General features: G+C 69.1%; 3 protein-coding genes and 1 pseudogene. 1 reads left to right on the top strand and 3 read right to left on the bottom strand.

The genetic code is table 11. From position 1 onward, the window contains the following. Nucleotides 1-469: GntR family transcriptional regulator (locus K789_RS0101070; RefSeq protein ID WP_024365131.1), on the bottom strand; the 469-nt coding region annotated here is incomplete at its 3' end. A gap of 175 nt (nt 470-644) precedes the next feature. On the opposite strand from K789_RS0101070, the pseudogene K789_RS21940 reads away from it, so the two are divergent. Then, a pseudogene (locus tag K789_RS21940) lies at nt 645-2,550 on the top strand (AMP-binding protein). Here K789_RS21940 and K789_RS0101060 read toward each other — a convergent pair. Both K789_RS0101060 and K789_RS0101055 read right to left on the bottom strand, forming a co-directional pair. After that, the gene (locus K789_RS0101060; RefSeq protein ID WP_024365130.1) at nt 2,547-3,266 is read right to left on the bottom strand and encodes a response regulator; all 720 of its coding nucleotides are present in this window, start codon (nt 3,264-3,266) and stop codon (nt 2,547-2,549) included. The pseudogene K789_RS21940 and the gene K789_RS0101060 overlap by 4 nt on opposite strands. Further along, a partial coding sequence (locus K789_RS0101055; protein ID WP_024365129.1) for a sensor histidine kinase occupies nt 3,263-4,759 on the bottom strand: 1,497 nt, incomplete at its 5' end. The genes K789_RS0101060 and K789_RS0101055, both read right to left, overlap by 4 nt.

Below are 4,759 nucleotides of genomic sequence, written 5' to 3'. Positions count from 1 at the left end.
CCAGATGGACGCGCAGGCTGCGCATCGCCTGGGCGAGGTAGGAGTTGTGGATGGCGGCGTCGATGGCTGCGTCCAGCCGGCCGACCAGGCCGTAGTAGTCGTGCCGCGCGGGATCCTCGCCGCTGATCAGCGCCGGTGCCCGGCGAAGTTCGTTGCGGAGCTGCTCGAAGGTGGCGGCGTCCCCGCGTTCGGCGGCCAGCGCTGCGGCCTTGCCCTCGAGGGTTTCGCGCAGTTCGAAGAGTTCGTCGATGTCCTCCAGCGAAATGTCGGTGACAACGACGCCGCCGCGGCCGCCCGCCGTCGTCGTCAGTCCCTCCGCGGTGAGCCGGCTCAGGGCCTCCCGCAGCGGGGTGCGGGAGATGCCGAGCCGCTCGGACTGCTCCACTTCCGCGAGCACCGTCCCCGGGAGGAGGCGCCACTCGATGATGTCGTCGCGCAGGGCCGCATAGGCCTTGTCGCTCGCGCGCATCCTGACTCCTTCGTTGGCTGACGCTGTCCAGTGTATACATGCCGGATCCATTTTCCCAGCATTTATCCAATATTGGCGCCCTTCTGGGCGTCTGTGTATACACAAGCCTTGTGTCGGCCGCCCCGGCGGGGCTACCATGAGCTCCATCACATTGTCGTGGACGGGACTCATTTTCATGGTTACCAAGAACTACCGGGACAGCTACACACGCAGCCTGGATACGCCCGAAGCATTCTGGCTGGAGGCTGCCGGGAAGATCTCGTGGACTACCCCGCCGCAGCATGCCCTCGATTCGAGCAGGGCGCCGCTGTACGACTGGTTCCCTGACGGCGTGCTCAACACCTCCTACAACGCGCTGGACCGGCACGTCGAGGAGGGGCGGGGCGCTCAGGACGCCCTGATCTACGACTCCGCCATGCTCGGCACGCAGCAGCGCTACACCTACGCCGAGCTGACGGACCTCGTGGCACGGTTCGCCGGGGTCCTGCGCCGCCAGGGCGTTGGCAAGGGCGACCGCGTCGTCATCTACATGCCGATGATCCCCGAGGCAGCCATCGCCATGCTCGCCACGGCCCGGCTCGGCGCCGNCCGTCCACTCGGTCGTCTTTGGCGGCTTCGCCCCCAAGGAACTCGCCGCCCGCATCCGCGACGCCGCCCCTGCCGCGGTGGTCACGGCCTCCGGCGGCATCGAACCCTCGCGCCGGATCGAGTACCTCCCCGCCGTCAAGGAAGCCCTCGCCCTGGCCGGCACGCCGGACACCCCGGTCCTGGTCAAGGGCCGGGAAGGCTTCGCCTCCTCGGTGGCCGACCACCCCGGCTGGCTGGACTGGGAGGCCGAAATGGCCACCGCCGCGCCGGCCGCGCCGGTTGACGTCAAGGCCACGGACCCGCTGTACATTCTTTACACCTCGGGAACCACCGGCGCGCCCAAGGGCGTCGTGCGGGACAACGGCGGCCATGCCGTGGCGCTCAGCTGGACCCTCGAGAACATCTACGACATCGGCCCCGGCGACGTGATGTGGACGGCGTCCGACGTCGGCTGGGTGGTAGGGCACTCCTACATCGTCTACGGCCCGCTGCTGGCCGGCGCCACGACGGTCATCTACGAAGGCAAGCCCGTGGGCACGCCCGACGCCGGCGCGTTCTGGCGGGTCATCCAGGACCACAAGGTCAACGTGCTGTTCACCGCGCCCACGGCCCTGCGGGCCATCCGGAAGGCCGACCCCGAGGCCGCGCTGCTCGGGCAGTACGACATTTCCAGCCTCCGCACCCTGTTTGCCGCCGGTGAACGGCTGGACACGGACACCTTTCACTGGGCCTCCCGGATCCTGGGCGTCCCGGTGGTGGACCACTGGTGGCAGACCGAAACGGGCTGGGCCATCTGCGCCAACCCGCGGGGGCTGGACGGGCTGCCGATCAAGGCGGGCTCGCCCAGTGTGCCGATGCCCGGCTTCAAGCTGAACATCGTCGACGGATCAGGCGACGACGTCGAGGCCGGGACCGAAGGCAACATCGTCCTGGCGCTACCCCTGCCGCCGGGCACGCTGACGACGCTCTGGGGCGACGACGAGCGCTACATCTCCTCCTACCTTCAGGCGTTCGAGGGCTACTACGCCACCGGTGACTCCGGCTACCGGGACGAGGACGGCTACCTCTTCGTCATGGGCCGCACCGACGACATCATCAACGTCGCCGGCCACCGGCTCTCCACCGGCGCCATGGAACAGGTGATCGGCCAGCACCCGGCCGTGGCCGAATGCGCCGTGATCGGACTCGCGGACCCGTTGAAGGGCCAGCGGCCCAGCGGCTACGTGGTGCTGAAGTCCGGGGTCGATGTGCCCGAGGAGATCCTGGTCAAGGACCTGATCGCCCTGGTCCGGCGCGACATCGGCGCCGTCGCGGACTTCAAGCACGTCACGGTGGTGGAGGCCCTGCCCAAGACCCGGTCCGGCAAGATCCTGCGCAAGACCATGCGCCAGATTGCCGACGGCGAGGAGTATGTGGTGCCCTCGACGATTGAGGACGCCGGCGTGATCGACCAGCTGATCGGGACCTTGCGGCCCGGTGCGGTGGGAGCTTAAGCCCCCGCCCGGGTCCAGCGGTATTCGTTCTCCGGCCGGCCGGGCGCGCCGTAGCGTGCCGTCCGGGAAACCGTGCCGGCGTCGGCGAGGTATTCCAGGTAGCGGCGGGCGGTCACCCGGGACATGCCCAGCGCGTCCATCACCTCGCTGGCCGACACTGCCCCGGACTGCTGCTTCATGAAGTCCTGCACCGATTCCAGGGTGGAGACGGCCAGCCCCTTGGGCAAGGGCACCTCCGAAGGGGCCCGCAGGCTCGCGAAGGCCTGGTCCACATCGCTCTGCGACGCCCCGGGACCGGCATGTCCGGCTGCGGGGGAGGCCAGCTGCTGCCGGAAGAGCCGGTAGCTGGTGAGCTTGTCCGCGAAGGTGGCAAAGGTGAACGGCTTGATCAGGTACTGGACCACCCCTGTGGCCACCGCGCTGCGGACAATGTTCAGTTCCCGGACCGCGGTGATGGCGATGATGTCCGCGAACAGCCCGGCGGAACGCATGCGCCGGGCGATGTCGAGGCCGTGCAGGTCCGGCAGGTTCATATCCAGGAGCACCAGCTCCACCGGAGTGCCCGCCGCCGCGAAGTCCGTCATCAGCCGGAGCGCGGACTGTCCGTCCGGCGCCGAACCGGCCAGCGTGAATCCCTCCAGCCGGCCGACATAGGCGGCGTGGGCTGCCGCCGCAATGGGCTCGTCTTCGACGACGAGTACACGGATGTCGCTCATTGCTGTCCCTCTGTGGTCAGTGATACGTCGGGCGATGCCGCCGTTGATGCCGCCGGTGATGCAGACGGCGCAGCCGTCGGCAGCGTGACGCGGAACAGCGCCCCTGCCGGGCTCGTGATTGACATGGTACCGCCGAGCCGCTGCACCGCCTGGCGGACCAGGGCCAGGCCGAGTCCCCGCCCGAAGGGCCCCGGAGTCTTGGTGCTGAAACCATGCCGGAAGATGTCCTCCACGGCCTGCGGGTCGATCCCTGGCCCGCTGTCCTCCACCGTGATCGCCAGGGACCCGGCAGATGCTTCCACGGTTAGTTCCACGATTTTCGGGGCCGGCGCCTCGGCCGCGGCGTCGATGGCGTTGTCCAGCAGGTTGCCCAGAATCGCCACGAGGTCCTGCACGGCCAGGCCGGTCACGGCGGACGGTCCGGTCCCGTTCCCCACGGTGTTGAGGGTCAGTTCGACGCCCCGTTCGTGGGCCTCGGCGGCCTTGCCCATAATGAGGGCACCGAGCACGGGCTCGTCGATGGAACTCACCACGTCATCGGTCAGCCGCTGGCTCAGCTCGAGGTCCTGGGTGGCGAAGTCCAGGGCTTCAGTGCCGCGTCCCAGTTCCATCAGGGAGACGATCGTATGCAGCCGGTTGGCGTGTTCGTGGGTCTGTGCGCGCAGGGCATCGGAGAGAGTGCGCATGGTCTCCAGCTCGCTGCCAAGCGATTCGATCTCGGTGCGGTCGCGGATCGTGGCCACGGTCCCGTAGACGGCCGGGCTTGTGCGTCCGCCGGCCGAGCCCGGCCCGACCGCCGGCCCCTGGTTCACCACAAGGATCCGCGAGCCGGTCAAGTGGATCTCGTCCAGCGCGGTCCGGCCCGACTCGAACAGCTCCCGAAGGCTGGGGTCCAGCGGGAGCTCAGCGAGCGACGGCGCCTCCTGCCGGCCGCCGTCAGCGGATGCGCGGGGCGTGAGTCCCAGCAGTACGGCCGCCTGGTCGTTGTACATCACGACCTTGCCCTTGGGATCGATCAGGATGACGCCTTCACGGACCGAGTGGAGCACCGATTCGTAGTAGGCGAAGAGCTGGGCGAGCTGCTCCGGGCCCCAGCCCCGGGTGACCTGGCGCAGGTACCGACCCAGCAGCCAGGATGCCACCGATCCGCCGGCGAGGAGGGCCAGCCCGATGGCTACCAGCGCCGGCAGCCTGCCGGAGACAGCGATGTCCACGGTGCGGACCGTCACGCCGGCCGCAACCAGCGCCCGGACCGTGCCGTCCGCGTCCTTGACCGGGGCGATCGTGCGCACCGAGGGGCCGAGGGTGCCGGCCGTCATCTCGGTGAACACCTGGCCCTGGAGGGCCGCATCGATGGAGCCGATATAGGGCTTGCCCAGTTCCTCCTCCCGGGGATGGGTCCACCGGGTGCGGTCCGGGGCCATGATCGTGATGAAATCCGCGTCCGCGTCCGCCATGACCTTGAGGGCATACGGCTGCAGCAGAGCGGCGGG

Origin of the sequence: Arthrobacter sp. TB 26 (genome assembly GCF_000427315.1) — a bacterium.
Classification (GTDB): domain Bacteria; phylum Actinomycetota; class Actinomycetes; order Actinomycetales; family Micrococcaceae; genus Arthrobacter.
This window is presented reverse-complemented; position numbering and strand designations above follow the sequence as displayed.

Coding starts and splice junctions, on each gene's coding strand:
- K789_RS0101060 (WP_024365130.1), bottom strand. CDS start 3,266: ATGAGCGACATCCGTGTACTCGTCGTCGAAGACGAGCCCATTGCGGCG.